Below are 26,540 nucleotides of genomic sequence, written 5' to 3'. Positions count from 1 at the left end.
TGTACGGCTGCGCACGGGCACCCCACCCGCCGCACTCCGGCTGAGGACCCTCCAGGAAACGCCCGCTGACCCTTCACCGGCGGGCCGCCGTCACGCGAGCCCGTCTTGGCCAACTCCGTGGTCAGGGGCACCGCCGGGCGTAATTTCCTATTCGGTCAGCGTAGAATGCCTTAGTTCTTTCGCGTGTTCCCCCTGGAGGCATGGCCATGGCCCGTCCCCTCATGCTGCTCGCGCTGGCCGTGGCGCTCGTCGGCTGCGCGCCGGTCGACAACACGTCGAGCTCGGCCGGCCCCGTCGCGTCCGCGTCCACCGCGTGCACCAAGGACCAGCTCAAGCTGGTCAACGCGGGCAAGCTGACCATCGGCACCGACAAGCCCGCCTACGAGCCCTGGTTCAAGGACGACGACCCGAGCAACGGGCAGGGCTTCGAGAGCGCGGTGGCCTTCGCCGTGGCGGGGGAGCTCGGCTTCGACCGCACCGAGGTGCAGTGGAGCACGATCAAGTTCGACTCGGCGTTCGCGCCTGGGCCCAAGCAGTTCGACTTCGACGTCAACCAGGTGTCCATCACGCCCGACCGGGCCAAGGCGGTCGACTTCAGCAAGGGCTACTACACCGTCAAGCAGGCCATCGTGGCGATCGAAGGCAGCAAGTTCGCCGGAGCGAAGAGCCTGGCCGAGCTGCAGAACGCGAAGATCGGCGTACAGGTGGGCACGACCTCGCTCGACGCGGTCAAGAACGTCATCAAGCCCGCCGACGACCCCAACGTCTACAACGAGCAGATCGACGCCGTCAACGCGCTGAAGAACAAGCAGGTGGACGCGCTGGTCGTCGACCTGCCGACGGCGTTCTACGTGACGGCCGCGCAGGTGGAGAAGTCCAAGATCGTGGGGCAGTTCAGCTCGACGGGCGGCACGCCCGAGGAGTTCGGGCTGGTCATGGAGAAGGGCAGCGCGCTCAAGCCGTGCGTCGACAAGGCCGTTGAGGCGCTGAAGTCGAAGGGCGAGCTGGCCAAGATCGAGCAGCAGTGGCTCGGCTCGGCGGCGGGCGCGCCAGAGCTGCGATGAGCGAGCTCAGCGGATCCGCCAAGGCTACAGCGGACGACTCCGGCGGTTCCGGCAAGGCCGCAGCGGACGACTCCGGCAAGGCCGCGGCGGGCGCGTTCGGTGCCCCCGGCATGGGTGCGGCGGGCGAGTGGGTCAAGTCGGAGCGGCAGGTCGAGCGGGAGCGGGTGCGCCGGTCGCACGGCCGCCGCTCGGCCTCCATCGCGACGGTCTCGACGATCGTCTTCTTCGTGCTGGTCGTCTCGATCGTCACGAACTCGCCCGGCTGGCCCCGGGTGCAGGAGACGTTCTTCGACCGCGACCAGTTCGTCAAGGCGCTGCCCGACGTGCTGAGCGGCTTCCTGCTCAACATCAAGATCTTCCTGATCGCCGAGCTGCTGATCCTGGTCCTCGGGCTGCTGGTGGCGCTGGCCAGGGGCATCAGGAAGCCCGCGTTCTTCCCGATCCGGGCGCTGGCCACGCTCTACACCGACGTCTTCCGCGGCGTGCCGACGATCCTGGTGATCTACCTGATCGGGTTCGGGCTGCCCGCGCTCCGGCTGCAGGGCATCCCGACCGACCTGGCGACGCTGGCCATCATCGCGCTGACGCTCTCGTACGGCGCGTACGTGGCCGAGGTGTTCCGCTCGGGGATCGAGTCCATCCACCCGAGCCAGGTCGCGGCGGCCCGCTCGCTGGGGCTGAGCCACGTCAAGACCATGCGGTTCGTGGTGCTGCCGCAGGCCACCCGCAGGGTCGTGCCGCCGCTGCTCAACGACTTCGCCTCGCTGCAGAAGGACACCGCGCTCGTGGCCACCATCGGGCCGCTGGACTCGCTCAGGCAGGCGCAGATCCACGCGGCAAGCACGTTCAACTACACGCCCTACCTGGCGTCGGCGCTGCTGTTCATCCTGCTCACCATCCCCATGGCCAGGCTCACCGACCACCTGGCGGCCCGCACGCGCAGGAGGCGTGGCGCATGAGCGAGCGTAGCGAGCGACCAATTAGACATAGCCTGCTCACCATAGACGGGGTGTGGAAGAACTTCCGCGGCCACAGCGTGCTGCGCGGCATCGACCTCGAGGTGCGCCCGCACGAGGTGGTGAGCCTCATCGGGGCCTCCGGTTCGGGCAAGTCCACGCTCCTGCGCTGCGTCAACCTGCTGGAGACCGTGGACGACGGCGTGATCCTGCTCGACGGCGAGGACATCACCGATCCGCGCGTGAACGTGGACGACGTGCGCAAGCGGCTGGGCATCGTGTTCCAGGCGTTCAACCTGTTCCCGCACATGACCGTGCTGGACAACGTGACGCTCGCCCCGCGCCAGGTGCACAAGGTGGCGAGGGGAGAGGCCGAGGAGCAGGCGCACGGCCTGCTGGCCAGGTTCGGGCTGGCGGACAAGGCGCGGGCGTATCCCGACCAGCTCTCCGGCGGTCAGCAGCAGCGCGTGGCCATCATCAGGGCGCTGGCCACGCAGCCCAGGCTGATGCTGCTGGACGAGGTCACCTCGGCGCTGGACCCCGAGCTGGTGCTGGAGGTGCTGGGGGTCATCAAGGAGCTCAAGGAGTCGGGCATGACGATGATCCTCACGACCCACGAGATGAGCTTTTGTCGCGATATTTCGGACACGGTGTGCTTCCTCGACGGCGGCGTGCTCCTGGAGAAGGGCCCCGCCGAGCAGATCTTCACCGAGCCGGAGAACCCTCGCACCAGGGAGTTCCTGCGCAGCGTGCTGGAGTCGGGCCGGCTCTAGCGGCGGTGGCGTCCGCGTACCGGCTCGAGCGGGGTGCGCGGGCGCGCCAGCAGGCTGTGGCGGCGGCCGTACACGAGGTAGACCAGCAGGCCGAAGGCCATCCACAGGGCGAACCACACCCAGGTGAGCAGCTGCAGGTTCACCATCAGCCAGAGCGTGGCCACCAGCGACAGCCCGGGCAGCAGCGGTGAGAGCGGCACCCTGAACCCCCGCTCCAGGTGCGGCATGCGCCGCCGCATCACGATCACCCCGGCCGCCACGAACGCGAACGCGAACAGCGTCCCGATCACCACGAGCTCCTGCATCGTGAGCACCGGCACGAACTCGGCCAGCACGATCGCCACGAACCCGATCACCAGCGTGACCCGGGTCGGAGTGTGATATTTCCGGCTGACCGTGGCCAGGCCACGGGGGATCAGCCCGTCACGCGCCATCGAGAACAGCACCCGCGTCTGACCCACGATCAGCACCAGGATCACCGTCGTCAGCCCGAGCACCGCGCCCACGTCGATGACGTGCACCATCCAGTCCACGCCGACCGCCCGGAACGCCCCGGTCAGCGGCGCGTCCTTGGAGATCTTCGTGTACGGGACCATGCCCACCATGACCAGCGCCACCGCGATGTAGAGCACGGTGGCGATGATCAGGCTGCGGATCATGCCCTTGGGCACGGCGGTGGGCGCGTTCGCGGTCTCCTCGGCGGAGGTGGCCACGATGTCGAACCCGATGTACGCGAACGCGATGGCCGAGGCCGCCGCGAAGATCCCGAACCAGCCGAACGCGTGGCTCTGCCCGAACAGGATCTCCAGCACGTTCGTGGGCGGCTTCGGCAGGATCTTGGACGGCACGTGGAACTCGCCGAAGTTCCGCACGTCGATGTGGGGCAGGCCGACGACGATGACCGCCCCGATGGCCAGCAGCTTGGCCGCCACCATGATCCACAGTGCCCGCAGCCCTATTCGCGCGCTGAGCGCCACCACGCCGGTGAGCAGCACCAGGATCACGAACACGAGGCAATCGCCGACGAGCTCCTGGTGCGGCACGCGTACCCCGAAGTTGGAGATCGCCCCGACCGTGATCGCGGCCCACGCCCTGGCCACCACGGCGGCGGCGAACTGCAGCTCCAGGATCAGGGCCCAGCCGATGATCCACGCCCAGACCTCGCCGAAGATGACGTACGTGAAGGTGTAGGCGCTGCCCGAGGTCGGCATCGTGGACGACAACTCGGCGTAGCACAGGCAGGCGAGCAGGCAGGCGATGCCCGCGATCATGAAAGACAGGATGACGCCGGGGCCCGCCGTGGTGGCCGCCTGCTGCCCGGCGATGGAGAAGATGCCGGCGCCGATGATCACACCGAGTCCGAGCACCACCAGGTCGGCCGGGCGATAGAGCTCGGCCAGGCTGTGGCGGGCGCCCGTGCGCAATCCGGTCGCCTCGGAGGGCGGCAGTCGCCGCAGAATCGTGGACAAGCAACACCCCGCTCAGGGAACGCGCCCACAATGTCTCACCACTCGGACAACGGCAAGCACAGGACGGTCACAGTGTTTCCGCAGATCACCGCAGGTAGTGGGGCCTGCGCCCAAAGTGAGAGCGCCTAGGCTCCGGTCACCAGCCAGGCGGTGCCGGCGGCCCGGCGTACGAGGCTGACCAGCCGCGCGAGCATCCACACCCCGAGCGCGCACCACAGGGCGACCACCCCGAAGCCTGAGGCGAGGAGGGCGGCGGGGAGGTACGCCAGCGTCGTCCACACCCCCGCCCACGCCAGATAGCGCTGGTCGCCCGCGCCGATCAGCACGCCGTCGAGCACGAACACGACCCCGCACACCGGCTGGAACGCCGCCACCGGCCACATCAGCGCCAGCAGCAGCTCGGTGACCTGCGGGTCCGTGTCGAACAGCCCGGGCAGCAGCGGCCTGGCGGCCACGACCAGCAGGCCGAGCAGCACGCCCGACCAGATGCCCCACTGCACCATCCGCCTGGTGGCGGCCCTGGTGGAGGCGACGTCCCCCGCGCCGAGCGAGCGTCCCGTGATGGCCTGCCCGGCGATGGCGATGGCGTCCAGCGCGAACGCGAGCAGCGTCCACACCTGGGTGGCGATGGCGTACGCGGCCAGCTCCGCCTCGCCCATCCTGGTGGCGATCACGGTGGCCGCGAGCAGCACCACCCGCAGGCAGAGGGTACGGACGAGCAGCGCGAACCCGGCCGTGCCCGCCTCCTTGACCCCCGCCAGGCCGGGCGTGAGCGGCGTCCCCAACCGCAGCGCGCCCCGCGCCACGACGGCGAGGTAGACGGCCGCGCCCAGCGTCTGCGCGATCACCGTCCCCCAGGCCGACCCGGCGATGCCCCATCCCAGCCCCAGCACGAACCAGGCGTTCAGGGCCGCGTTCAGCACGAACGAGCCGATGGCGACCACCAGCGGCGTGACGGTGTCCTGCAGGCCGCGCAGCACCCCCGTCCCGGCCAGCACGACCAGCATGCCGGGCGCGCCGAGCAGGCTGATCCGCAGGTACGTCACGGCCTGCTCGCCCTGTCCCTCGCCCGCCCCGAACAAGTCCACGATGGCGGGGGCCAGCGGCCAGCACACGGCGATCAGGAGCGCGCCGATGGCCAGGGCCAGCCAGATCCCGTCCACACCGCTGCGCATGGCCCGCGTGTGGTTCCCGGCGCCCGTCTGCCGCGCCACGGAGGCCGTGGTGCCGTACGCGAGGAAGACGCACAGGTTCACCAGGGTCGTGAGGACCGCGCCCGCCACCCCCAGCGCCCCCACCGCCGTGGTGCCCAGGCCGTGACCCACGATGGCGTAGTCGGCGAGGAGGAAGAGCGGCTCGGCCACCAGCGCGCCGAACGCCGGAACGGCCAGCCGGAGTATCTCCCGATCCCTGGGGGTAATGAGCATTTGTCCATTATGACCATTACACGGCGTGTCGGCGAAACTTTCTTTTCTCCACAGCCGGTGGATATCGTTCGCCCAGCTCAGAGCCCCTGCGGTGGATATCCGAGAGAGTTATCCACAGTGACTGTCCACAGGCCTTTCACACCCTGGGCACGGTAGTGCACAGCTTGACCACAGGGTTGTCCACAGGTCGCGTTGCCGTCGGCCCGCGACTCCGAGAAACTGTCAGACCGGTCGGCTACAAGTGGGGGTGGTGCGACCGCCTGCAAGTGTTCGAGGGGGCGCGGTGAGCATTGACGACGAGACGGGCGCAGGCCCTGGTTTCGAGCGCACACCCCCGCACAACATCGAGGCGGAGCAGTCCGTCCTGGGCGGCATGCTGCTGTCCAAGGACGCCATCGCCGACGTCGTCGAGATCCTGCGGTCCGACGACTTCTACCGGCCCGCCCACCAGATGGTCTACGAAGTCATCACCGACCTCTACGGACGGGGCGAGCCCGCCGACGCGGTCACCGTCTTCGACGAGCTGCAGAAGCGCGGCGAGATGGCCAGGGTGGGCGGGGCCGCCTACCTCCACACCCTCACGGCCGTCGTCCCCACCGCGGCCAACGCGGGCTACTACGCCAAGATCGTCAGGGAGCAGGCCATCCTCCGCCGCCTCATCGAGGCCGGCACCCGCATCGTCTCCTTCGGCTACGGCGGCCAGAACGAAGAGGTCGACGACCTCGTCGACCGCGCCCAGGCGGAGATCTACAAGGTCACCGAGCGCCGCACCTCGGAGGACTACGCGCCCCTGGCCGACATCATGCCCGGCGCCCTCGACGAGCTGGAGGCCATCGGCAGCCGCGGCGGCCAGATGGTCGGTGTGCCGACCGGCTTCCAGGACCTCGACCAGCTCACCAACGGCCTCCACCCGGGCCAGATGATCGTCGTGGCCGCCCGGCCTGCCATCGGAAAGGCGCTGGCTCTGGATACGCCGCTGCCGACACCGACCGGATGGACGACGATGGGCGAGGTCCAGGTCGGCGACGAGCTGATAGGCGCCGACGGACGTCCGACCCGGGTGGTGGCGGCGACCGAGGTGATGGACGACAGGCCGTGCTACGAGGTGGAGTTCAGCGACGGTACGGTGATCGTCGCAGACGCCGATCATCAGTGGGTTACCTGGGACGACAAACTGCGAAAGTCCTACGACTATCATCGCAAGCCCGGTGATCCGGCCTACCCCAACAATTGGCCCACCTGGACGTCGTCTTCTGCGTCTCGCGTCAAATACGGTGCCGGTGAGCGAATGCGGGTGCTCCGTGCGCAAGGTCTGACATCTGCCCAAGTCGGGCTGCCAGTGGGCCGCACCGCTAGTGCCGTGCAGCTCCAGTGGAATCGACCGGACCCGAATGACGGCCATGAGACAGCGGTCAGGCCACGTACCACACGGGAGATCAGCAAGACCTTGAGAGTTCGAGGGCAACGCAATCACGCTGTTCCGGCAGCGCGTGCTCTGGACACCATGCTCCGTGGGTTGCCCATCGATCCCTATGCGCTCGGTTACCTTCTCGGCGACGGAGACACCATGGGCAGCGGACGTGTCGCGTGCGATCCGCGGGATCGCGAATGGTTGCTCAACGAGTTCCGGTCGGCTGGCTACGATGCGGTGGCGTACGCGGATCCGGGGCACTTCGGTGTGCGTGGCCTGCGGGAAAAGTGGCGTTTGCTGGGACTGGCCCAAGGAAAGCATGTGCCGAAGGCATATCTGCGTGCGTCCCTGTCGCAACGACTCGCCGTCGTTCAAGGACTGATCGACTCTGACGGATATGTGGACGGACATGGCGCCTACCGTTTCACCAATGCCAACGAACAACTGGTGGAAGACTTCCTCGAACTCGTTCGGAGTCTTGGATGCGTGCCGAAGGTGCACCGCCGTGTTGGCCGGACCCGCGCAGGCCGGACTTCACGCGATTCCTGGGAGGTCATCGTGCCGGCGTCAATGGCATTGGCGAAGCTTCCACGAAAGGCGCATCGTGCGCGGCATGAATGGGGCCGAGAGCAGGCTTCACGCTACATCACGGCCGTGCGGCCGATTGAAAGCGTTCCTGTTCGCTGTGTGCAGGTAGACAACTCCACACACCTGTATCTGGCTGGGCGGTCATGGATCCCCACCCATAACAGCACTCTCGGGCTGGATTTCGCCCGTTCTGCGGCTATCAAGCATGGGATGACCACGGTCATCTTCTCGCTGGAGATGTCGCGCAACGAGATCACCATGCGTCTGCTGTCCGCCGAGGCCCGGGTCGCGCTCCACGCCATGCGCTCGGGCATGATGAGCGACGACGACTGGACGCGCCTGGCCCGGCGGATGAGCGAGGTGGCGGAGGCGCCGCTGTTCATCGACGACTCGCCCAACATGTCGATGATGGAGATCCGGGCCAAGTGCCGACGGCTCAAGCAACGTAACGACCTGCGGTTCGTGGTCATCGACTACCTCCAGCTGATGAGCTCGCCGAAGAAGACCGAGAGCCGCCAGAACGAGGTCTCGGAGATCTCCCGTGCGATCAAGCTGCTGGCCAAGGAGCTGGAGGTGCCGGTCATCGCGATCTCCCAGCTCAACCGTGGCCCGGAGCAGCGCACGGACAAGCGCCCCGCAGTCAGCGACCTGCGCGAGTCCGGATCCATCGAGCAGGACGCCGACATGGTCATCCTGCTCCACCGGGAGGACGCGTACGAGCGGGAGTCGCCCAGGGCGGGTGAGGCCGACCTGATCGTAGCCAAGCACCGTAACGGCCCCACGGCCACGGTGACGGTGGCCTTCCAGGGGCACTACAGCCGGTTCGTGGACATGGCGCAGCACTGAGGCCCGGGTGAGCAGCAGTGCGGTGCGGTTGGGCGCCGGGGCGTGGCTTGTCTACGACGGTGAGGCGGTCGAGATCGTCGAGTTCGTGGCTACCGGTGGTCTGGTGCCCGCCGCTCGGCCTACTCGATGGTCTCGATCTGCCCGGCACTGGCCCGTCCACCATCGACATCGATCGCCTGCACGAGTTGACTCGCGGACGCCGTTACCCAGCCGGATCGGCCGCCCAAGCGCGGAACGATCAAGGTGGCACGGAGCGCGGAGCCGCCACAACACCCAGCTCACAGGACCAGCGTGTGACACCGAAACACGGAACCCACAGTTGCAGGACCCGGCTGCCGTCAAGCCGCCTCGTCCGTGGAATCGGGGGTGGGAGTCGGCTGCACGCTGCCGGCCTGGTCCTTCTCGTCGGGGAAGACCCACTTCCGCAGCGCCCAGAAGCGGAAGACCATGGCGATCAGCGTGCCGATGATCTGCGCGCTCATGAAGTCGGCGATCTCCTGGGTCAGCAGGCTCACCTCCGGGGTCTCCAGCCGGAACACGTACCGGGAGATCCACAGCGGTGCGGAGCTGAGCACCAGACCGACGCCACTGACCAGGAAGAACAGCGCCGCCTCGTGACGGCGCTCGCGGCCGCCCCTGGCCCGGAACGACCATTCGCGGTTCAACACGTAGGACACGATCGTCGCCACGAGCACCGCGATGATCTTGGCGGTCACCGGCTTCGGTTCCAAAAAGGTGAGTTTCAGCCCATAGAACACCGTGTTGTCCACCAAGAAGGCTGTCCCACCCACCACCGCGAACTTCAGCAGTTCACGGTGCTTCAGCGCGAGTGCGTGCAGCGGTCCCGGTAATCTCGCGAGTACTGCGTTCGCTATTCGGAGCACCCCCGATCTTCTCACCAGTTCCTGCAGATCGGTCACGGGCGGAGCTGGGCGGCGTGGTCGCGGGCGAAGGCGGCGAACGACCGGGCCGGGCGGCCCATCACCTTCTCGAAGTCCGGCGTCGTGTAGTCACCCCACCCCTCCGAGTACGCCGTCAGGTACTCCTTGGTGACCGCCGCGATCCACGGGGACAGCCCGGCGTCCAGCATCGACTGCTGAGCGTCGTCCGGCGTCACCGGCTGGTAGGCGATCGGAGTGCCGTACACCTCGCCCAGCGCGGCCGCCGCGTCCCGCAGTGAGACGCTGGCCGGGCCCGTGAGAGTGTAGGTGCTGCCCTTGTGCTGTGCGGAAGCGCGCAGGACCGCGGCGGCGAAGTCGCCGATGTCGCGTACGTCGATCATGCCGAGCCGCCCCTCGCCGGTCGCGCCGTACAAGGTGTCGCCGTTGACCGAGCCGAAAAGGTTCTGCATGAAGAAGGCCGGGCGCAGGACGGTCCAGCCGAGGCCCGAGGCCGCGAGCTCGACGTCCGAGAGGGCGTGCAGGCGGCCGTTGCGGGTCGGCGCGTCGTGGGCCGCGCCGATGGCCGACATGCGTACGACGTGGCGCACCCCGGCCTTCCGGGCGGCCCAGACGGCGTTCATGCCGGCGTGCGGCGCCTGCGGGCCCATGGCGGTCAGCAGCCACAACGTGTCCACGCCCCGGAAGGCCCGGTCGAGCGTGGCGGGGTCGTCCAGATCGCCGACCGCGACCTCCACCCCGGACGGGGCCTTGGCCGCGTCACGCACGAGGACCCGCACGTCGGCGGTGCCGGCCAGGGAGCGGAGGACTGCGCTGGAAACGGTGCCGTTGGCACCCGTGATCAAGATGCTCATGCGGTCGACGGTATAGTAAGATTTAGTGACAATCAAGTTTTATGACTAAATGGAGGGCGTGACGGTGCGCAGGAGCCGGCGCAAGCAGGAAGAGCCCGATCTCGGCATCCTGTCCAGCAGGACCCTTTTCAGCCTGCAGCGGGAGCTGTTCGAGACGCTGGCCCAGCAGGGGCATCCCGGGCTCAGGCCACGGCACGGGGCGGTGCTGGCGTACCTGGACGAGGAGGGCAGCAGGGCCACGGACCTGGCCGCGCAGTCGGGCCAGCACAAGCAGGTGATCGGCACGCTGGTGGACGAGCTGGTCGAGCTGGGCTACGTGGAGCGGCAGCCGGACCCGGCCGACCGGCGGGCCAAGCTGATCGTGCCCACCGGGAAGGGCCGCGATCACATGGTCAAGTCGGACGCCATCCTCGCCGCCATGGAGGCGGAGCACGCCAAGGCCGTGGGCGAGGAGGCGTATGCGGAGTTCAAGAGGGTGTTCAAGCTGGTCGCCGAGCGCCAGAGCGGCGGCTCAGCCCTGGCGGAGTGACATGACGAGATAGCGGAAGGAGGGCTCGGCGTCGCCGGGCACGTCCTGGATCAGGGCGGGCCTGGTGGGCGACTCCATGTTGATGCGGGCCAGCTCGCTCTCGATCCCGGTCAGCCCGTCGAGCAGGAACTGCGACTGGAAGGCGATCTGGATGTCGTCGCCGCGCAGCTCGCAGTCGACCACCTCGGCGCCGCGCCCGATGTCGCCGCCGCCCGCCTGGATGAGCACCTGCCCCTGGCTGAACGACAGCCGGATCGCGGTGTTGCGCTCGGCCACCAGGGCGACGCGCTTGATGGCGTTGACGAACGGCGCCACCGCCACGTCGGCCCTGATCGACCAGTCGGAGGTCAGCCGGGAGCGATAGTCGATGAACTGCTCGTCGAGCAGCCGCACGGTCGTGCTCCGCCCGACGCTCTCGAACCCGGCCACCCCGTCGCCCATCGCGATCGACACCTCGCCGCCGCGCAGCGACTTGGCCACCTCGACCAGCACCTTCGCCGGGACCATGGCCGAGACCGCGGCGTCGGGACTGACCGGGCGCCAGGTGAAGTCGCGGGCGGCGATGCGGTAGCGGTCGGTGGCCGCCATGGACACGGACTCGCCCTCGATGTCGACCCGGATGCCGGTGAGCATGGGCAGCGTGTCGTCGCGGCTGGCGGCGGGCGCGACCTGGCCGACCGCCGAGGCGAACACGCCGCCGCCGATGGCGCCGATGCTCGGCGGCATCGTGGGCATGGTCGGGAAGTCTTCGACCGGCATCGTGATCAGCCCGAACTCCGCGCTCCCGCAGGTCAGCACCGCCTCGGCGCCCTCGGTGACGATCTCCACGTCGTCGGCGGGCAGGCTCCTGCTGATCTCGGCCAGCAGCCGCCCGGGGATCAGCACGCTGCCCGCCTCGGCCACGTCGGCGTCGACCGCGGCCCTGGCCGAGACGTCGTAGTCGAACGCGGACAGGACCAGCTCGTCGCTCGCCTCCAGCAGCAACCCGGACAGGACGGGCACCACGGGTCGGGTGGGCAGGACTCGGGCAGCCCACGCCACCGCATCTGCCAGAACATCGCGGTTAACCCGGATTTTCACCTGCTACCACCCCTTCGTCGCCGTGCCTCTATGAAAATAGCCGGTGCGACCGACAACTCTGGGCAGTCTCGCCGGATGACCAACCCCTGGTGGAGGGTCCTAGCGGCTGTTGAGATAGGCGAGTACGGCGAGCACGCGGCGGTTGTCGTCGTCCGACGGCGCGAGCCCCAGCTTGGCGAAAATGGAGGCCGTGTGCTTGGCCACGGCGCTCTCGCTGAGATAGAGCCGCTGGCAGATGGCCGTGTTGGAGCGCCCTTCCGCCATGGCCTCCAGCACCTCCCGCTCGCGCGGCGTGAGCGCGGTCAGCGGCTCGTGCCTGGCGTTGCTGGCCAGCAGCTTGGCGATGACCTCGGGGTCCATGGCCGTGCCGCCCGCGGCGACCCTGCGTACCGCGTCGACGAATTGCTCGGCGTTGAAGACCCGGTCCTTGAGCAGGTAGCCGATCGCGCCCGAGCCGTCGGCCAGCAGCTCGCGTGCGTAGAGCTGCTCGACGTGCTGGGACAGCACGAGGATGGGCAGCCCGGGCACCTGCTTCCTGGCCGCGAGTGCCGCCTGCAGCCCCTCGTCCGTGAACGTGGGCGGCAGCCGCACGTCCACGATCGAGACGTCGGGCCGCAGCTCCAGCAGGCCCCGCAGCAGCTCGGGCCCGCTCTCCACGGCCGCCACGACCGCGAAGCCGTGGGCCTGGAGCAGGTGCACCAGCCCGTCTCTGAGCAGGTAGAGGTCCTCGGCGATGAGTACGCGGTTCTTCATCAGCACCAGGGTTTGATCGGCGTGGCACGGGCGAACCACAGATCGCGGTTGTGGTCGGAGGGTATCCAGATGGCCAGGATGTGCATGCACAGGCCCAGGATGATCATGCCAAGGATGACCGGCCACTGCCAGGGCTCGGGCAGATGAAGGGCGAGGAACCAGGTCTTCTCCTCGATGCCGAACGCCTTGAAGATGCCCGCCACGATTCCCTGGGGGAACGTCGGGCACCAGGCCGTGGCCCAGAGGAGGACGACGATGGACGCCTTCCAGCGCGGCAGCTTGGGCAGGTTCCCCGCCCAGTGCTCGGGCAGCACCCGGGGCAGCTCCATCGTCACGGTGGTGGGGCCGCCCGGCGGGCTGTTCAGGGCGAGCACCCCGTCGAAGGCGGCCAGCCGCCGCTCGATCCCGGACAGGCCGCTGCCCTTGGCCGGATCGGCGCCGCCCATGCCGTCGTCGGTGACCGTGGCGCGCAGATTGGGGCCGTTGGTGCTGAGGTCCACCGTCGCCGTGTGCGCGTCGCCGTGCCGGGCGGCATTGGAGAGCAGCTCGCTGACCGCGAAATACACCGCGGCCTCCACCGGCGCGTCCGGCCGGTGCGGCAGGTCGACGTCCACCGTGACCTGCAACGGGCTGTCCATGGCCAGCGCGCGTACGGCGTCGGCCAGCCCGCGCTCGGCCAGCACCGGAGGGTGGATGCCGCGGATGACCCGGCGCAGCTCGGTCAGCGTCTCGGAGGAGGCGTCCCGGGCCTTCGACAGCAGCGCCTTGGCCGCCGACGGGTCCTTGTCGACGAGTTCCTCGACCGCGCCCAGCGTCATGCCGATCGCCACCAGCCGGGCCTGCGTGCCGTCGTGCAGGTCCCGTTCGATCCGGCGCATCTCGGCCGCCTGCGAGTCGGCGGCCAGGTTACGCGTCCGCTTGAGGTGGCTCACCTGGCTCGCCAGGCGGCTGGCGACGGTCGCGCGGAGCAGCAGGTCGCTCCAGAGGGCGTAGATCCGCAGGCCGCGCTCGGGGATCAGGACGAACACCGGCAGCAGTGCCGCCTTCACCACCGGGTCGAGCACCAGCCAGATCGTGTCGCGCCAGGACGCCGGGTCGGAGGTCTGCCACTTCCACCGGTTGTTCCAGGCGGGGATCCGCGGCGTCTTGTAGAGCGTCCGGTCGGAGCGGTACATGCCGTCCGCCTGCGGCACCGGAGGCGGGGGCTCGGGCAGGTACGGAGACTCGATGTGGACGCCGGTCCAGCTCCGTATCAGCCGCCGGTTGAGCTCGGCCAGCCTCCTGACCAGCCGGACCTGCGGCGAATAGAGGAACACCATGCCCAGCCCGAACGACAGCAGCAGCATGGTGAGGCTGAGCACGATCGCCGGCACCTCGACGAGGAGAAGCGCGAACAGCGCCGCGACCTGACCGGACCTTCGGAGCAGCATGCCCCCAGTCTGGGCCAACGGGCGCGGCCGGACCATTGCACCTAGGTACACCCTTGTCCGACACCCAGCCGGATTCTCCGGCGAAGGCCGTGTTCCTAGCGTCGTCGGCATGAAGGTCATCGAAGTCAGGAACCTGCGCAAGCAGTACCCGAAGCACCTGGCGGTGGACGACGTGTCGTTCGAGGTCGCGGAGGGGGAGATCTTCGGCATCCTCGGCCCGAACGGCGCGGGCAAGACCACCACCGTGGAGTGCGTGGCCGGCCTGCGCGTGCCCGACGGCGGCACCGTACGGGTGGCCGGGCTGGATCCGCAGCTCAACAGGGGCGAGCTGCGGCGGGTGCTGGGCATGCAGCTGCAGAGCGCGGCGCTGCCCGAGAAGATCAAGGTGTGGGAGGCCATGGACCTGTACGCCTCCTTCTACCCCGACCCCGCCGACTGGTCCGAGCTGCTCGAACGGGTCGGCCTCGGAGCCAAGCGCGACACGGCGTTCAAGAAGCTCTCCGGCGGGCAGCGCCAGCGGCTCTCGGTCGCGCTGGCGCTGGTCGGCAGGCCGCGCGTGGCGGTGCTGGACGAGCTGACCACCGGCCTCGACCCGCAGGCCCGCAGGAACACCTGGGAGCTGGTCGAGCAGATACGCGACTCGGGCGTGACGATCGTGCTGGTCACCCACTTCATGGAGGAGGCCGAGCGGCTGTGCGACCGGCTCGCGCTCATCGACGCGGGCAAGGTGGTCGCCACGGACACGCCTGCCGGGCTCATCGCGCAGGTGGGCGGGGAGCAGCGGCTGAGGTTCCGGCCGTCGGCCCCCGTCGACGACGCGGTGCTGCTGGCCCTGCCGGAGGTGCGGGAGGTCACGAGGAGCGGTGAGCAGATCGTGGTGAGCGGCACCGGCAATCTCGCGCCGGCCGTCACGCTCGTCCTGGCCCGGCATGAGGTCGTTCCAGGAGACCTGCGGATCGAGCAGACCACGCTCGACGACGCGTTCCTCGCACTCACCGGAAGGAAGCTGTCATGAAGCTGCTCCTCGTGGAGACCAAGCTGCACCTGCGCGAATGGCCGTTCCTGATCTTCACGATCGGGCTGCCGGTCGCGCTCCTGCTCGTGCTGGGACTCAGCATCCCGGACATGACCCAGCCCGGGGCGTCGGGGGAGCGGGCCGTGGACACGCACATGCCGAGCCTGATGACGCTGCTCTCGCTGCTGACCCTGGCCTGCAGCGTGGTGCCCGCGGTGCTGACCGCGTACCGCGAGCAAGGGGTGCTCAGGCGGATGTCCACCACGCCCGTGCACCCGGCACGGCTGCTGGGGGTGCAGCTCCTGATCAACCTGGCGGTCGGGGCGGTCACCACGGCCCTGCTGATCGTGACGGGGTCGCTGGTGTTCGGGTCGGCGGCGCCGCGGCAGTGGGTGGGTTTCGTCCTGGTCTTCCTGCTCGGCAGCGCCGCGTTGCAGGCCATCGGGCTGGTGATCGCCGCGCTGGCGCCCAACGCGAAGGTCGCGCCGGGGATCGGGTCCGCGGTGATGTTCCCGCTGATGTTCCTGGGGGGCATGTGGGTGCCGCGCGACATCATGCCGGACGCGCTGCGGGCGGTCAGCGACTACTCCGTCGCGGGGCCGTTCGCCCAGGCGCTCAAGGACACCTGGGCGGGCCACGCGCCGCAGCCCGCCCACCTGGTGGTGGTGGCCGCCGGGCTGGTGATCTTCGGTGGGCTGGCCGTACGGCTGTTCAGGTGGGAGTGAGGCTAACGCCCGGCCCAGACCGGGCGCGCGCCGGTGACGTTGGTCATCAGGGAGTAGAGCGAGGACGAGGCCGTGATGAACATGCGGTTGCGCTTGAGCCCGCCGAACACCAGGTTGGCCGTGGGCTCCGGCAGCTTCAGCCGGCCGATCAGCGTCCCGTCCGGGTCGTAGCAGAGCAGCGCCCTGCCTGCCGCGGCCCAGACGCGGCCCGTGTCGTCGAGCCGGAGGCCGTCGAAGATGTCCTGCTCCGTCCCCTCCGCGAAGACCTTGCCACCGGCAAGCGTGCCGTCCTCGCGCACCTCGAACACGCGCAGGTGCTTCATCCGCGTGTCGGCGACGTAGAGTCGGCTCTCGTCGAGCGAGAACGCCAGCCCGTTGGGCCGGGCGAAGTCGTCGGCCACGACGCGGACCTCGCCCGTCACCGGGTCGGCGCGGTAGACGTGACAGCCGTCGATCTCCTGCGCGGCGGCGTGGCCCTCGTAGTTGCTGAGGATCCCGTACGGCGGGTCGGTGAACCAGACGGACCCGTCGGAGCGGACCACGACGTCGTTGGGGCTGTTGAGCCGCTTGCCCTCCCAGCGGTCGGCGATGACCGTGATCGAGCCGTCGTGCTCGGTGCGGGTGACGCGGCGGTTGCCGTGCTCGCAGGAGATCAGGCGGCCCTCGCGGTCGAGGGTGTTGCCGTTGGTGTAGCCGGACGGCTGGCGGAACAGGCCGACCGCGCCCGTCATCTCGTCCCAGCGCAGCATCCGCTCGTTGGGGATGTCGCTCCAGACCAGGAACCGGCCGGCCGGGAAGTAAACAGGGCCCTCCGCCCAGCGGGTGCCGGTGTGGAGGCGTTCGACATAGTCGTCTCCGCCTACCGCGGCGAACCGCTCGTCGAGCACCTCGAACTCAGTAAGGATCGTGTCCGTCATGCGGTCCACAATATGCTGTTCGACATCGTAGGCATATCACTGGATAGCATTCGGTTGTGGATGATATCGACAGAATGCTGATCGGCCTGCTGCAGGAGGACGCCACGCGGTCGTACGCGGTGCTGGGCAAGGCGGTGGGGCTGTCCAGCGGGGCCGCGCACGAGCGGGTGCGCAAGCTGCGCGAGCGCGGGGTGATCAGGCGCACGACGGTTGAGGTGGACCAGGCGGCGCTCGGGCGCGCGGTGACGGCGTACGTGCTGGTGGACGGGAGCACCTGGATGGGTGACAGCGCCGACCGGCTGGCGGCGATCCCGGAGATCGAGGAGGCGCATGTCATCGCGGGTCCCGCGTCGGTGCTGCTCAAGGTCCGTACGGCCGGGACGGTGGAGCTGCAGGACGTGCTGCGCCGGGTGTTCGGAGTGGACGGCGTCACGGGTACGCAGACGATCGTGGTCCTCGAGACGCTGTTCGAGCGAACCCTCAAGTAATCTCCAGGTATGACGAAGGTCGCCTGGAACACCAAGGAGCTGACCGTGGGCCAGCTCGCCGAGCGCAGCGGGGTGGCCGTGTCCGCCCTGCACTTCTACGAGGCCAAGGGCCTGATCGAGAGCCGCCGTACGGCGGGGAACCAGCGCCGGTACACCCGTGACAGCCTGCGCAGGGTCGCGTTCATCAGGCTGGCCCAGCGCATCGGCATCCCCCTGAAGACCATCAAGGACGCCCTGGCCGAGCTGCCGGACGAGCGCACGCCCAACCGGGACGACTGGGCCCGCCTGTCGGCCGCCTGGCGCGGCGAGCTGGACGACCGGATCGAGCAGCTTCAACGGCTGCGCGACGACCTCACGGACTGCATCGGGTGCGGCTGCCTGTCGCTCGACCGTTGCCCGGTGGCCAACCCGAACGACCGGCTCGGCGACGAGGGCCCGGGCGCCCGCCGCATCGACACCCGCCTCTGCCCCCCGCCCCAGGCCTGCGCCACCACCTCAGGCTGCGCCCCCTTCACGGAAACGCCCCTCCCCACAGCCTCCTGACGCCTCCACGACCGAGCCCGCCCCTCACCCCTGGACGAACACCCCAAGACTCCACCGCTCGCCGTCGAAGGACCCCTCACGGCCGGGCGCACCCCTCGCTCTCCATGGGCCCACGACCGGGTGCGCCCCTCACCCCGAGGGCTCCACGGCCGGGTCCGGCCCTCGACCCCCGACGGGCCCACGGCCAGATCCGGCCATAACCCCGAGGGCCCCACGGCCGGATCCTCCTGAATCCCCCAAAGGACATCAGCCGAAGTGCGGTGAGTGGGTGGCCGTCAACGGGCGGGCTTGGCAGGTGGGACGATGAGCGTCGGCCGGTGCGCGTGATGGAGCACGTGGTTGGACACACTGCCCAACAGCACCGACCGCACCCCCGCCAGCCCCCGCGACCCCGTGACGATCACCGAGGCATCCACCTCATCCGCCACGTCGACAATCGTCTTCCAGATCGACTCGTTGTCCGCCACCGCCCGATAGGTGACATCCGAGAGCCCGGCCGCGATGGCCAGCTCGGCCCCCTCCCGGGCATGCTGCTCCGCCTGGGCGTGCCCCTCGTCCTCGGTGCTCTGGTCGAGGGCGCCCGCGGCCAGCGGATACTTCTTGAGCTGCACGAGCAGCGGCTCCCACACCGTGACGACGACGGTGGGCTCGGCGGCGAGATGCTTGGCCGCGAACTCGATCGCGGTACGCGAGTCGGCCGAGCCGTCGTAGGCGACAAGGATGGTCATGGCGTTCTTCCTTTCGCTTCACTCTTCCGCTAAAGCACCGAAGCGATCAGGCGCCATTCCAGAGCCGGCTGTCTCCTTTGTCACACCCCCGGGGGGAGGGCGTCAGGACTCGGTGAGGGCGATGAGGATGTGTTCCATGCAGGCGTGGCCCGCCCGCTCGGCCGCCGCCGCGTCCCCCGCCGAGATGGCGCGGGCGATGGCGTCGTGGGGGATGTAGCTCTTGTTGAGCGAGGTCCCGGCGGCCGTGATGCTGGCGCGCAGGGCCGCGGAGAAGTCCTCGTACAGGTCGATCAGCACCAGGTTGTGCGTGGCGTGCGCCACGGCCATGTGGAAGGCCAGGTCGGCCTCGACGAAGTAGTCGGGGTCGTCCAGCTCCCAGGCCCGGTCCCGCTCGGCCAGGGCCGCCTCGATGCGCTTGATGTCGTCATCCGTGCGCCGGGCGGCGGCCAGGCGCGCGGACTCGACCTCGAGCGCGCGGCGTACCTCGAGGATCTCGAGCTGCTCGGCCTGCTTGAGCCGCCGCAGCATCGCGCCGGACAGCTCGCTGGTCGCGCGGACGTAGGTGCCGTCCCCCTGACGGCACTCGAGCAGCCCGGCGTGCGTGAGCGCGCGTACGGCCTCCCGAACGGTGTTGCGGCCCACCCCGAGCTGCTCGGCGAGCACCGTCTCGGTCGGGATCTTGCCGTTCATCGGCCACGACCCTGAGGTGATCTGCTCCTTGAGCTGATCGATCACCTGGTCGACGAGCGAAGCCCGCTGCGCCGTACGCAGACTCACAGTCCGCCTCCTCCGGGGAAACCAATCATCCTATGAGTCAATGACTGGTAGACCCTAATTATTCCAGACTCAAAACGCCAAATCTGGAGCTCCTGGAGGATCAGCGCGAAACTGTGGCGTCGACGGTCACCCCCGCCATGGCGGAACGGACTCCGGCGGCTTCGAGGGCTTTACGATATGCGGCGGTCTGCTGTGTTCTGGACCCGGCCCTGCCATAGAGGTCGCCCAGCTCACGCCAGCAACGGGCGGCCTGCCGGTCGGAACCGAACACCGGCCGGTCGAGCGTGTCGAGCGCCCGGTGGGCGTCGCGCAGGTGCGCGGAGGCGTCGGCCCCCTCGTCGAACGCGACGGTGGCCAGCACGAGGTGGGCCTCGGCGGGCGTGGTGCCGGCGCGGTCGTGCGACAGGCCCAGGGCCGTGTCGGCCAGCTCGCTCGCCCGTGCCGAGGCACCGGTCCGCAGCATGACCCGCGCGTGCACGATGAGGCTCTCGCCGTGCTCGCGCGCCGTGCCGGGGAACGTGGCAAACGCCCTGGAGGCGGCCGAGACGAGGTGCTCGGCCTCGTCGGCGGGCACCGTGGTGAGCCTGGACCAGTGCATGGCGGTCCTGGCCAGCTGCAGCGACAGCCGGGCCTGGCGGCCGGCCATGATGGCGTCGTCGGCGAGGCGCACGGCCAGCGCCGAGTCCTCGCCGGCAGCGGCGGCGGCGCTCGCGTGCCACAGCGCCTGAATCTCTCCGGAACGGTCCACAACCGCAGGAACGCCGGTCAGATCCAGCACCCGCTTGACGTATCCCAGCTCGCGGGACTCGCTCTCGCGCTCGCTGCGCGCCTCGACCAGAGCGGCTGCCAGGTCGACGGCGATCTCGCCCTGCGTGATGGACAGCCGCTCGGCCTGCTCGAGGGCGGCGGTGGCCAGGTCGCGGGCGCGCAGGCGGTCGCCCGCCCGCTGGTAGCAGCGGCTCAGTGCGATCGTGAGCGGGAGGTCGGCCAGCCGCTCGGGGTGAGCCGCTGCCTCCCTGCGCAGGCGCTCGAACGCCTCCACCGCCTGGCCGAGGCGACCCTGGGCCTCGAGCGCACGCGCCCTGCCGAACCGCGCGTGCGCGGTCAGCATGGCGTTTTCCTCGTCGGCCGCCTTCACGATCTCCGTGAAGCGGTCGGCGGCGACGGACGGGTCGCCGTGCTGCAGCTCGAGCTCGGCGTGGCGCAGGCCGAGCTCCGTGTCGATGCGCTGCCGAGGTTCGATCCCGTGAAGGAGGAACTCGGTCGTGCACCCCAGTCGCTCGGCCAGCAGCCGGGCCACGACAGGAGTCGGCGTGCGCTTGCCCGACTCAATGAGCGAGACATAACTGTCAGACAGGTCGGGTCCGGCCAGTTGGGCCTGGGACATCCGCCTGTTCAGCCGCAGTCCGCGGACGCGGTCACCGATGGTTCCCTGACTCGGCATCTCATCTCTCAAGGCGGGGAAGGGTCAACAACACGCAATGATTGCATGAAGTAGCCGAATCGGGTATCCCCGAGTGAAGAATTCCCCGCGAGGAGATTAATCGTCGCTCTCGTCCTTGCTGGGAAAAAGCATCCCGCAGACCTCGAGGTACAGGGTCTCGGGGTACGGAATGTACTCGACCGTCGAGAGTGCCTGGTCCTGACCTGCTGACTCGAGGATGAACTCCCCGTAACCGAGCATGCGCCCAAGCAGACTTCTTTGGAAGCTCATGTCGGTGACCTTGCCCAAAGGCATCATCGCGACCTTACGGGTGATCAAGCCCGTTGTCAGCAGCATGCGCTTCGAAGTCACCACAAAGTAATCGACCGACCACTCCGCGACTTTCCACACGAAACGCACCAGAAGCAGAAGCCACAACCACCACACGACGACGAGCGCCGTGCCGCCTTGATCGCTGCCTCCGAAGAACTTGCTGAGCAAGCCCGCGACGATCAGGCCGGCGAGCACCTCGGCAACCGGGCGCAGCAAGATCGCAGGGTGCCGCCGGACCATGATGAACTGTTGTTCTTGGGGGAGGAGGTATCGGTTGACCGACGACGGGGCAGAGTCCCCGTGGGTCACAAGTCTCATGAGAGGCTGTTCACAAATTGAGCCAGCGAGTCGGCCGCGTTGAACACCGTGTCGAACGCTCCTCTCACCGCGTCCGCGGCGTCAGATGGTCGCGCGAACAGGTAGTACGCGACAAATGCGATACCACCGTATGTGAGGACCTTTTTGACCTGCACCGTCGCCTCCGTGCCCTTACCCACTCCACCCGCCCTATACATTACCCACCCGGATGCCCGGGTAAAGATGACTTGGCGGGATAGTTATGATCTTGGTTAGCCGCGTTCGCTGGCCACCAGGGCCAGGACGTGAAGGTGCTTGCGCGCGATGCGCTCGACAAGGCTCGGATGGGCGTAACCGGTGACCTCCAGCGCGCCATAGTGCGCAGCTTCAACGCACCGCGTTACGGTGGTCGCGGAGTGGATGCCGGCGAACTCGTCGCACAGCACAGTCTCCACCTCCGCGTACGGAGCCGGGTCCGCCTCGCTGTGATCGCTCATCGTGCTCCTCCACGCGCATGCGGAAGTTGCCTTCCTGTCTCTTCGTACCCACGAAACAACAGTATGTAACGAAGAGATGACTGCGTGTGACGTGAAGGCGCTTTTCAGGCTGTGGCGTCAGACCACGCCGTAGAGGCGGTCGCCCGCGTCGCCGAGGCCGGGCACGATGTAGCCGCTCTCGTTGAGCCGCTCGTCGAGTGCGGCGGTCACCACGCGGATGGGCTTGCCCGAGTTGGCGAACACCTTGTCCATGTACGCCAGGCCCTCGGGGGCGGCCAGCAGGCAGATGGCGGTGACGTCGACCGCGCCCCTGTCGAACAGGAACTGCACGGCCGCCGCCAGCGTGCCGCCGGTGGCCAGCATCGGGTCGACGACGTAGCACTGGCGCCCCGACAGGTCGTCGGGCAGCCGCGTGGCGTACGTCTCGGCCTGGAGGGTGGACTCGTTCCTGATCATGCCGAGGAACCCGACCTCGGCCGTGGGCAGCAGCCTGGTCATGCCGTCGAGCATGCCGAGGCCGGCGCGCAGGATGGGCACCACCAGGGGGTACGGCTTGGCCAGTCGCACGCCGTGGGCGGGGGACACGGGCGTCTCGACCGTGACGTCGGTGGTCCGCACGTCGCGGGTGGCCTCGTACGCGAGCAGCGTCACCAGCTCATCCGCGAGCCTGCGGAAGGTCGGCGAGTCGGTGCGGACATCGCGCAGCGTGGTCAGCTTGTGGGCCACGAGCGGATGGTCGACGACGAGGGTTTCCATAAACGGCAAGGCTATCTGCTGGGGAACGTGCATGGGGACCCCGCTACCTGCGGCGGTCTCCCGATGCCGCCCGTCTCCGCCGGCGCCTCAGGCCATTGGTTTTGATCACAATTTAGTCCGAGAGGCACACGGTTCGTGCGCGGGTCTGGAACGATTGGGTGCTGGTGGTATCTGTCGTGTCAGAGGTCGGGTGGGGATGGCGATGGCAGACGAAGACGACGCTCTCGATTTCGCCATCGTGATTTATCGCGAGGACGGGTGCTGGGACGCCGAGCTCCTGCCGGTCGTGCTCACGTCCGACCTGCAGGGGCTGATCCATGCCCTGCGTCAGCAGCCGAGCGAGAGCGGGACGATCGGCCTGGTCGCCGTCGGTGACGAGTTCTTCGTGGCGCTGCGGGTCCTGGGCGAGCGGGTGGACGTGTTCCTGTCCGACATCGCCGCCTCCTGGGACTTCCCGCTGGCGCGCCAGGTTCTCGACTACCTCGACGTGCCGGTGCCGGACGAGGAGGAGCTCGACGAGATCCTCCAGGACGAGGAGACCGTGCTCCCCGCCGGAGATCTGTCGATCTTCGCCGATCTCGGGTTGGACGAGATGGAGCTGGGCATCCTCTCCGGCGACATCGACTTGCTGCCCGAAGATGTGCTGTCCAGCATCGCCGCGCGGCTCGGCTTCTCCGAGCCGTTCGAGCGTGCCATCGAATCGGTCTTCGGCTGACCCCCTGGAGCTCGGACATGGCGTCCAACACCTTCTCTGCGGCTTTCGTCAGGACCTCGGACGGCTGGAGCGGCGCCGAGATCGATCTGAGCGAGGCCGAGATCGTCGACGATCTCGGCGACGCGGTCACGGAGACGCTGGGTCTCTCCGGCGAGGAGCTGGCCCTGCTCTGCGTCGAGGTGGAGGACGAGTGGTTCGCGATCGCCCGCTACCGGGGCGAGGAGGAGCCGCGGGTGTTCCTGTCTGACGCGCACGCGATCCCGTCCGACCCGCTCGGCGAGCTGTTCGCCGAGTTCGCCGGTGTGGCGCCCGACAAGGAGGGCAACGGCCTCGGCGTGCGTCCGGCCGGCGACTTCGAGCTGCTCAGCGACCTCGGGGTCAGCTCCGAGGAGCTGCTGGAGCTGAGCATGGAGGAGGGCATGCTGCCGGCCGACATCCTGTCGGTGATCGCCGAGCGGCTCTCCTTCGCCGACGAGCTCGACCGGCTGCGGTGACCCGGCTCTCGCCGTGACGTACGAGGAGGCCATGCGCCTGGCGCTGGCGGAGGCGGTCACGGCGGGGTCCAGGGGGGAGATCCCCGTGGGCGCGGTGGTGCTCGACCCGCTCGGCGAGGTCCTGTCCGCCGCGGGCAACGACCGCGAGTCCTCCGCCGACCCGACGGCCCACGCCGAGGTGCTCGCGCTCCGGCAGGCGGCCATGCGGCACGGGCAGTGGCGGCTGAGCGGCTGCACGCTCGTGGTGACCCTGGAGCCCTGCACGATGTGCGCGGGCGCCGCCGTGCTGGCCAGGGTCGACCGGATCGTGTACGGCGCCGTGGACGAGAAGGGCGGGGCCGTGGGCTCGCTCTGGGACGTCGTACGCGACCGCCGGCTCAACCATCGGCCCGAGGTCGTCATGGGGGTGTTGGCGGAGGAGTGCTCCTCGGTACTAAAGCGGTTCTTCGCTACTCGCCGGATCCGGTAAGCTCGTGCGCGGTGGTGTCGCCTAGTGGCCGAGGGCGCACGCCTCGAAAGCGTGTGATGGGGCAACTCATCCGTGGGTTCAAATCCCACCACCACCGCCACGAGAAGGGCCTCCGACCTGTACGAACGGGTCGGAGGCCTTTCGTCTGCCAAGATCATGGAGACATCAGCCCTCAGCCAAGATCACGCAATGACACCCGCGTCGGCCCGCTCGGCGGGCTGCCCATCACCGAATTCATCCTGTCGGGGCGAGGAACTCTCCTCCGCGAAATCGCGCACCCCGAGCATGCCGCAAGGCCGGCCGGCCCGTCCACCAGGCCGCCCGGCCGTCCCGGAGTTTCGCCTGCTCGGGTCCGTTGACGCCTGTGTTGGGGGACGCCGCCTGGACCTCGGGCCGCGTAAGCGTCGTTACGTCCTGGCCGCGCTGCTGCTCGACCTGAACCGTCCGGTGCCGGTCGAGCGGCTGATCGACGCCGTGTGGGAGTCGGATCCTCCTGATAGTGCGCGGATGACCGTGCAGGGACATGTGTACCGGCTGCGCCGCGTCCTGCCTGGCGCGCGGCTCGAGACGGATTCGTCCGGATATGTGCTGTGGGCCGACCCCGAGAACGTGGACGCGCTGCGCTTTCGTCGGCTCGTCGCCGCGGCGGCCAGGGAAGACGACGAGGCCGGCGCCGAGTTGCTGGAGGAGGCGCTCGATCTGTGGCGCGGCACCGCGCTGGGCGAGTCGGGGTTTGGCAGGTCACTGGAGGTGGCGGCGGTCGAGCTGGAGGAGGTGCGGCTGACGGCGGTGGCGGAGCTGGCTCGCAGGCGGCTGCGGCTGGGGCAGCCGGAACGCGCCGTGGCGCCGCTGCGCGCGATCGTGACGGCGGCACCGCATCAGGAGCGCCTGGTGTCGCTGCTCATGACGGCCTTCCATCACGTGGGGCGGCAGGCGGAGGCGCTGGAACTGTATGAGCGGACCCGCCGCCTGCTCGCCGACCAGCTCGGTGTGGATCCCGGCCGGGAGTTGCGGGCCGCCTTCGAGTCGCTGCTGACCGCTCAGGCGTGATCCAGTACGGCCAGGGCCGCGGCCTCGTCGAGGCGGTGGCCGTACGTGCGGTGCAGGTCGGCGGCCCGGCGGGCGTGCTCGTGCCCCGGCGGGCAGGCCTTGGCCAGCAGGGTGAGCGCCTGGCCTTCGAGGCGCCGCAGCCCGTGCTGGGCGGCCGCGTCGGACGCGTCCCGCGCGTGCGCCGCGGCCTCCTCGATGCGGCCGACCTCCAGCAGCACCTCGGTCAGCCAAACCCGGGCACGGACCTCGATGTAGGGATAAGTCCGGTCCCGGTAGTAGTCCAGAACGTCCCTCAGCACCCGGATCCGCTCTCCGATCGCCATGGAGGCGTCCACCCGGGCGAGCGTGCTGCGCGCCTCCTCGTACTCCCTGACCATGCCGCCGGACGTGGCCACCTGGACGGCCCGCCGCGCCAGCTCGGCCGCCCGCTCGCCGTCGCCCTGGTGGTGGGCGACGATGGCCGCGCTCGACAGCGCCGCGGCCAGCTCACCGCCCTCCGCCTGCACGATCCCCTGGTCGAACGCCTCCATGGCGCTCCCGAGATCGCCCAGCGCCAGGTGCACGTCGCCGAGGATGGAGTAGGACCGTCCATGCCAGCCCGGCGGTTGGCTCTCCGCGTGCTCCTCGCGCAGGCGTACGGCACGCAACTGCTGCTCTAGGGCCTCGTGGGCCAGCCCCGCCCATAGCAGCTTGATGGCGAAGTTCTCCAGCAGCGCGGGCAACCGGGAGGGGTCGTGACCCTCCCACAGCCGGACGATGCGCTCGAACTTGCCCAGCCCCTCGTGTAGGTCACCAAGAGTGCTGCCGACCACGACGAGGTTGCTGAGCGCCACCAGCACGCCGGTCTTCCATCCGACTCGCTCGTAGAACTCGGCGGCCAGCTCGCAGTGGCGTACGGCCGGGCGCGGCTCGTTGAGCGTGAACCACGCCCCGGCCAGCGTGTGGTGCATGGCGGCCTGCCCGGTGAGGTCACCGGCGTGCTCGGCTTCCGCCAGCACCCGACTCGCCACCGAGATCACCACACGGGGGTGATACCCGGTGTACGTGAACGCGCGCAACGTCTCGGCCAGCCGCCAGCGCATCCGCCCCCGGGCCTGCTCGATCACGGCCAGCAGGTTGTGCTGCTCGACCTCGAACCAGTGAGACCCTGAGCTGGACGATCGTCTTGGCGGTCTTGGGCGGATCGTCCGCCCACAGAGCCTCGATCAGCCGTTCGACCGAAACGTAGGACCCG

At 69.0% G+C, this 26,540-nt stretch carries 29 protein-coding genes and 1 tRNA gene; 14 read left to right on the top strand and 16 right to left on the bottom strand.

All coding sequences use genetic code 11. From position 1 onward, the window contains the following. Positions 1-206: 206 nt before the first annotated feature. From ACFKCF_RS14840 to ACFKCF_RS14830, 3 genes are read left to right on the top strand one after another with little or no spacing between them, the layout of a single operon-like run. Positions 207-1,064, top strand: a complete 858-nt coding sequence (locus ACFKCF_RS14840) for an ABC transporter substrate-binding protein (RefSeq protein WP_394493897.1) — start codon at positions 207-209, stop codon at positions 1,062-1,064. After that, the gene (locus tag ACFKCF_RS14835; RefSeq protein ID WP_394493895.1) at positions 1,061-2,023 is read left to right on the top strand and encodes an amino acid ABC transporter permease; all 963 of its coding nucleotides are present in this window, start codon (positions 1,061-1,063) and stop codon (positions 2,021-2,023) included. Before ACFKCF_RS14840 ends, ACFKCF_RS14835 begins: the two co-directional genes overlap by 4 nt. Further along, entirely contained in the window at positions 2,020-2,793 is a 774-nt protein-coding gene (locus ACFKCF_RS14830) for an amino acid ABC transporter ATP-binding protein (protein WP_394493893.1), read from the top strand. Before ACFKCF_RS14835 ends, ACFKCF_RS14830 begins: the two co-directional genes overlap by 4 nt. Here the strand turns inward: ACFKCF_RS14830 and ACFKCF_RS14825 are convergent. After that, positions 2,790-4,262 (bottom strand): APC family permease, encoded by a 1,473-nt coding sequence (locus ACFKCF_RS14825; protein ID WP_394493891.1) that lies wholly within the window; start codon positions 4,260-4,262, stop codon positions 2,790-2,792. The two genes, ACFKCF_RS14830 and ACFKCF_RS14825, sit on opposite strands and share 4 nt — an antisense overlap. Positions 4,263-4,387: 125 nt before the next feature. Then, positions 4,388-5,689 carry an MATE family efflux transporter gene (locus ACFKCF_RS14820; protein ID WP_394493889.1) on the bottom strand — a complete coding sequence of 434 codons (1,302 nt, stop codon included), beginning with the start codon at positions 5,687-5,689 and terminating at the stop codon, positions 4,388-4,390. Positions 5,690-5,972: 283 nt separating this feature from the next. On the opposite strand from ACFKCF_RS14820, the gene dnaB reads away from it, so the two are divergent. Continuing rightward, positions 5,973-8,534 (top strand): replicative DNA helicase, encoded by a 2,562-nt coding sequence (dnaB, locus tag ACFKCF_RS14815; RefSeq protein WP_394493887.1) that lies wholly within the window; start codon positions 5,973-5,975, stop codon positions 8,532-8,534. A 338-nt stretch (positions 8,535-8,872) separates the two neighbouring features. Here the strand turns inward: dnaB and ACFKCF_RS14810 are convergent, their stop codons facing one another. Further along, a complete protein-coding gene (locus ACFKCF_RS14810) occupies positions 8,873-9,418 on the bottom strand; it encodes a GtrA family protein (protein ID WP_394493886.1) in 546 nt (181 codons plus the stop codon). A gap of 32 nt (positions 9,419-9,450) precedes the next feature. Further along, entirely contained in the window at positions 9,451-10,287 is an 837-nt protein-coding gene (locus ACFKCF_RS14805) for an SDR family oxidoreductase (RefSeq protein ID WP_394493884.1), read from the bottom strand. Positions 10,288-10,336: 49 nt separating this feature from the next. On the opposite strand from ACFKCF_RS14805, the gene ACFKCF_RS14800 reads away from it, so the two are divergent. Continuing rightward, positions 10,337-10,816: a MarR family winged helix-turn-helix transcriptional regulator gene (locus ACFKCF_RS14800; protein ID WP_394493882.1), complete on the top strand. Its 480-nt coding sequence runs from the start codon at positions 10,337-10,339 to the stop codon at positions 10,814-10,816. On the opposite strand, the gene dnaN is transcribed toward ACFKCF_RS14800, so the two are convergent. From dnaN to ACFKCF_RS14785, 3 genes are all read right to left on the bottom strand, one after another. Next, the gene (gene dnaN, locus ACFKCF_RS14795) at positions 10,799-11,896 is read right to left on the bottom strand and encodes a DNA polymerase III subunit beta (protein ID WP_394493880.1); all 1,098 of its coding nucleotides are present in this window, start codon (positions 11,894-11,896) and stop codon (positions 10,799-10,801) included. The genes ACFKCF_RS14800 and dnaN overlap by 18 nt on opposite strands. Positions 11,897-11,995: 99 nt before the next feature. Next, the gene (locus ACFKCF_RS14790) at positions 11,996-12,649 is read right to left on the bottom strand and encodes a response regulator (protein ID WP_394493878.1); all 654 of its coding nucleotides are present in this window, start codon (positions 12,647-12,649) and stop codon (positions 11,996-11,998) included. Further along, on the bottom strand, positions 12,649-14,079 hold the full coding sequence (locus tag ACFKCF_RS14785; RefSeq protein WP_394493876.1) for a sensor histidine kinase: 1,431 nt from the start codon (positions 14,077-14,079) through the stop codon (positions 12,649-12,651). Before ACFKCF_RS14785 ends, ACFKCF_RS14790 begins: the two co-directional genes overlap by 1 nt. Positions 14,080-14,188: 109 nt before the next feature. Between ACFKCF_RS14785 and ACFKCF_RS14780 the strand changes: the two genes are divergently transcribed. Both ACFKCF_RS14780 and ACFKCF_RS14775 read left to right on the top strand, forming a co-directional pair. Then, positions 14,189-15,094, top strand: coding sequence for an ABC transporter ATP-binding protein (locus tag ACFKCF_RS14780; RefSeq protein WP_394493875.1), 906 nt, complete (start codon positions 14,189-14,191; stop codon positions 15,092-15,094). Continuing rightward, on the top strand, positions 15,091-15,819 hold the full coding sequence (locus ACFKCF_RS14775) for an ABC transporter permease (RefSeq protein ID WP_394493874.1): 729 nt from the start codon (positions 15,091-15,093) through the stop codon (positions 15,817-15,819). Before ACFKCF_RS14780 ends, ACFKCF_RS14775 begins: the two co-directional genes overlap by 4 nt. Positions 15,820-15,821: 2 nt before the next feature. Here the strand turns inward: ACFKCF_RS14775 and ACFKCF_RS14770 are convergent, their stop codons facing one another. Next, a complete protein-coding gene (locus ACFKCF_RS14770) occupies positions 15,822-16,736 on the bottom strand; it encodes an SMP-30/gluconolactonase/LRE family protein (RefSeq protein WP_394493872.1) in 915 nt (304 codons plus the stop codon). Between the two features lie 56 nt (positions 16,737-16,792). On the opposite strand from ACFKCF_RS14770, the gene ACFKCF_RS14765 reads away from it, so the two are divergent. Both ACFKCF_RS14765 and soxR read left to right on the top strand, forming a co-directional pair. Beyond that, positions 16,793-17,224: an Lrp/AsnC family transcriptional regulator gene (locus ACFKCF_RS14765; protein ID WP_394493870.1), complete on the top strand. Its 432-nt coding sequence runs from the start codon at positions 16,793-16,795 to the stop codon at positions 17,222-17,224. 9 nt (positions 17,225-17,233) lie between these two features. Beyond that, positions 17,234-17,767: a redox-sensitive transcriptional activator SoxR gene (soxR, locus tag ACFKCF_RS14760; RefSeq protein ID WP_394493868.1), complete on the top strand. Its 534-nt coding sequence runs from the start codon at positions 17,234-17,236 to the stop codon at positions 17,765-17,767. A gap of 275 nt (positions 17,768-18,042) precedes the next feature. Here the strand turns inward: soxR and ACFKCF_RS14755 are convergent, their stop codons facing one another. The 7 genes from ACFKCF_RS14755 to upp all read right to left on the bottom strand — a co-directional run bounded on the left by ACFKCF_RS14755 (position 18,043) and on the right by upp (position 22,578). Beyond that, complete coding sequence (locus ACFKCF_RS14755) at positions 18,043-18,495, bottom strand: universal stress protein (RefSeq protein ID WP_394493867.1); 453 nt, start codon at positions 18,493-18,495, stop codon at positions 18,043-18,045. 102 nt (positions 18,496-18,597) lie between these two features. Beyond that, positions 18,598-19,272: a FadR/GntR family transcriptional regulator gene (locus tag ACFKCF_RS14750; RefSeq protein WP_394493865.1), complete on the bottom strand. Its 675-nt coding sequence runs from the start codon at positions 19,270-19,272 to the stop codon at positions 18,598-18,600. A 100-nt stretch (positions 19,273-19,372) separates the two neighbouring features. After that, a complete protein-coding gene (locus ACFKCF_RS14745; RefSeq protein WP_394493863.1) occupies positions 19,373-20,716 on the bottom strand; it encodes a helix-turn-helix domain-containing protein in 1,344 nt (447 codons plus the stop codon). A gap of 96 nt (positions 20,717-20,812) precedes the next feature. Next, positions 20,813-21,346 carry a PH domain-containing protein gene (locus ACFKCF_RS14740; protein WP_192788987.1) on the bottom strand — a complete coding sequence of 178 codons (534 nt, stop codon included), beginning with the start codon at positions 21,344-21,346 and terminating at the stop codon, positions 20,813-20,815. Continuing rightward, the gene (locus ACFKCF_RS14735) at positions 21,343-21,501 is read right to left on the bottom strand and encodes a hypothetical protein (RefSeq protein WP_394493861.1); all 159 of its coding nucleotides are present in this window, start codon (positions 21,499-21,501) and stop codon (positions 21,343-21,345) included. The genes ACFKCF_RS14740 and ACFKCF_RS14735 overlap by 4 nt, the downstream gene beginning before the upstream one ends. Before the next feature lie 96 nt (positions 21,502-21,597). After that, positions 21,598-21,822, bottom strand: coding sequence for a hypothetical protein (locus tag ACFKCF_RS14730; protein WP_185069518.1), 225 nt, complete (start codon positions 21,820-21,822; stop codon positions 21,598-21,600). Between the two features lie 117 nt (positions 21,823-21,939). Beyond that, on the bottom strand, positions 21,940-22,578 hold the full coding sequence (gene upp / locus ACFKCF_RS14725; protein WP_394493860.1) for a uracil phosphoribosyltransferase: 639 nt from the start codon (positions 22,576-22,578) through the stop codon (positions 21,940-21,942). A 202-nt stretch (positions 22,579-22,780) separates the two neighbouring features. Here upp and ACFKCF_RS14720 point away from each other — a divergent pair, with 202 nt between their 5' ends. The 5 genes from ACFKCF_RS14720 (at position 22,781) to ACFKCF_RS14700 (ending at position 25,306) form a co-directional block, all read left to right on the top strand. Then, the gene (locus tag ACFKCF_RS14720; protein ID WP_394493858.1) at positions 22,781-23,293 is read left to right on the top strand and encodes a tRNA adenosine deaminase-associated protein; all 513 of its coding nucleotides are present in this window, start codon (positions 22,781-22,783) and stop codon (positions 23,291-23,293) included. 17 nt (positions 23,294-23,310) lie between these two features. Continuing rightward, the gene (locus ACFKCF_RS14715) at positions 23,311-23,787 is read left to right on the top strand and encodes a tRNA adenosine deaminase-associated protein (RefSeq protein ID WP_394493856.1); all 477 of its coding nucleotides are present in this window, start codon (positions 23,311-23,313) and stop codon (positions 23,785-23,787) included. Between the two features lie 31 nt (positions 23,788-23,818). After that, positions 23,819-24,256 carry a tRNA adenosine(34) deaminase TadA gene (gene tadA / locus ACFKCF_RS14710; protein ID WP_394493976.1) on the top strand — a complete coding sequence of 146 codons (438 nt, stop codon included), beginning with the start codon at positions 23,819-23,821 and terminating at the stop codon, positions 24,254-24,256. A gap of 10 nt (positions 24,257-24,266) precedes the next feature. After that, positions 24,267-24,356, top strand: a tRNA-Ser gene (locus ACFKCF_RS14705). A gap of 185 nt (positions 24,357-24,541) precedes the next feature. Then, entirely contained in the window at positions 24,542-25,306 is a 765-nt protein-coding gene (locus ACFKCF_RS14700) for a BTAD domain-containing putative transcriptional regulator (RefSeq protein WP_394493854.1), read from the top strand. Here the strand turns inward: ACFKCF_RS14700 and ACFKCF_RS14695 are convergent. Next, positions 25,297-26,412 (bottom strand): hypothetical protein, encoded by a 1,116-nt coding sequence (locus ACFKCF_RS14695; RefSeq protein ID WP_394493853.1) that lies wholly within the window; start codon positions 26,410-26,412, stop codon positions 25,297-25,299. The genes ACFKCF_RS14700 and ACFKCF_RS14695 overlap by 10 nt on opposite strands. Positions 26,413-26,540 lie beyond the last annotated feature (128 nt).

The sequence above is a fragment of the Nonomuraea sp. JJY05 genome, from assembly GCF_043496855.1.
Taxonomy (GTDB): Bacteria; Actinomycetota; Actinomycetes; order Streptosporangiales; family Streptosporangiaceae; genus Nonomuraea.
Note: the sequence above shows the minus strand (reverse complement) of the source record. Positions and strands in the feature narration are given on the sequence as shown.

Coding starts and splice junctions, on each gene's coding strand:
- ACFKCF_RS14840 (WP_394493897.1), top strand. CDS start 207: ATGGCCCGTCCCCTCATGCTGCTCGCGCTGGCCGTGGCGCTCGTCGGC.
- ACFKCF_RS14835 (WP_394493895.1), top strand. CDS start 1,061: ATGAGCGAGCTCAGCGGATCCGCCAAGGCTACAGCGGACGACTCCGGC.
- ACFKCF_RS14830 (WP_394493893.1), top strand. CDS start 2,020: ATGAGCGAGCGTAGCGAGCGACCAATTAGACATAGCCTGCTCACCATA.
- ACFKCF_RS14820 (WP_394493889.1), bottom strand. CDS start 5,689: ATGCTCATTACCCCCAGGGATCGGGAGATACTCCGGCTGGCCGTTCCG.
- ACFKCF_RS14805 (WP_394493884.1), bottom strand. CDS start 10,287: ATGAGCATCTTGATCACGGGTGCCAACGGCACCGTTTCCAGCGCAGTC.
- ACFKCF_RS14800 (WP_394493882.1), top strand. CDS start 10,337: ATGGAGGGCGTGACGGTGCGCAGGAGCCGGCGCAAGCAGGAAGAGCCC.
- ACFKCF_RS14790 (WP_394493878.1), bottom strand. CDS start 12,649: ATGAAGAACCGCGTACTCATCGCCGAGGACCTCTACCTGCTCAGAGAC.
- ACFKCF_RS14785 (WP_394493876.1), bottom strand. CDS start 14,079: ATGCTGCTCCGAAGGTCCGGTCAGGTCGCGGCGCTGTTCGCGCTTCTC.
- ACFKCF_RS14780 (WP_394493875.1), top strand. CDS start 14,189: ATGAAGGTCATCGAAGTCAGGAACCTGCGCAAGCAGTACCCGAAGCAC.
- ACFKCF_RS14775 (WP_394493874.1), top strand. CDS start 15,091: ATGAAGCTGCTCCTCGTGGAGACCAAGCTGCACCTGCGCGAATGGCCG.
- ACFKCF_RS14770 (WP_394493872.1), bottom strand. CDS start 16,736: ATGACGGACACGATCCTTACTGAGTTCGAGGTGCTCGACGAGCGGTTC.
- soxR (WP_394493868.1), top strand. CDS start 17,234: ATGACGAAGGTCGCCTGGAACACCAAGGAGCTGACCGTGGGCCAGCTC.
- ACFKCF_RS14755 (WP_394493867.1), bottom strand. CDS start 18,495: ATGACCATCCTTGTCGCCTACGACGGCTCGGCCGACTCGCGTACCGCG.
- ACFKCF_RS14745 (WP_394493863.1), bottom strand. CDS start 20,716: ATGCCGAGTCAGGGAACCATCGGTGACCGCGTCCGCGGACTGCGGCTG.
- ACFKCF_RS14740 (WP_192788987.1), bottom strand. CDS start 21,346: ATGAGACTTGTGACCCACGGGGACTCTGCCCCGTCGTCGGTCAACCGA.
- ACFKCF_RS14730 (WP_185069518.1), bottom strand. CDS start 21,822: ATGAGCGATCACAGCGAGGCGGACCCGGCTCCGTACGCGGAGGTGGAG.
- upp (WP_394493860.1), bottom strand. CDS start 22,578: ATGGAAACCCTCGTCGTCGACCATCCGCTCGTGGCCCACAAGCTGACC.
- ACFKCF_RS14720 (WP_394493858.1), top strand. CDS start 22,781: ATGGCAGACGAAGACGACGCTCTCGATTTCGCCATCGTGATTTATCGC.
- ACFKCF_RS14715 (WP_394493856.1), top strand. CDS start 23,311: ATGGCGTCCAACACCTTCTCTGCGGCTTTCGTCAGGACCTCGGACGGC.
- tadA (WP_394493976.1), top strand. CDS start 23,819: ATGCGCCTGGCGCTGGCGGAGGCGGTCACGGCGGGGTCCAGGGGGGAG.
- ACFKCF_RS14700 (WP_394493854.1), top strand. CDS start 24,542: ATGCCGCAAGGCCGGCCGGCCCGTCCACCAGGCCGCCCGGCCGTCCCG.